The 272-nt window shown below is 53.7% G+C and carries 1 rRNA gene; it reads right to left on the reverse strand.

The features are described from left to right. A 23S ribosomal RNA gene (locus ACZGCQ_RS17000) occupies window positions 1-272 on the reverse strand; the annotation flags it as partial.

Consider the following 272-nt stretch of genomic DNA (forward strand, 5'->3'; position numbering starts at 1 on the left):
TATCCCGCGCGTCTTAGAATTCTCATCTCGCCTACCTGTGTCGGTTTACGGTACTGGCGCCTTCCCCCTCACTAGAGGCTTTTCTTGGCAGTGTGAAATCGTGACCTACGTCCCTACGGGACTCCGCATCGTTCCTTGACTTTGGTGCCTGACGGATTTGCCAATCAGACGGTCTTGAAACTTGCACATGCACTTCCATCCGCATGCGTCACTATCCTCCTGCGTCCCCCCATTGTTCAAACGGTGGATCGGCGGTACAGGAATATCAACCT

This window comes from Exiguobacterium sp. HSB13 (assembly GCF_056764755.1).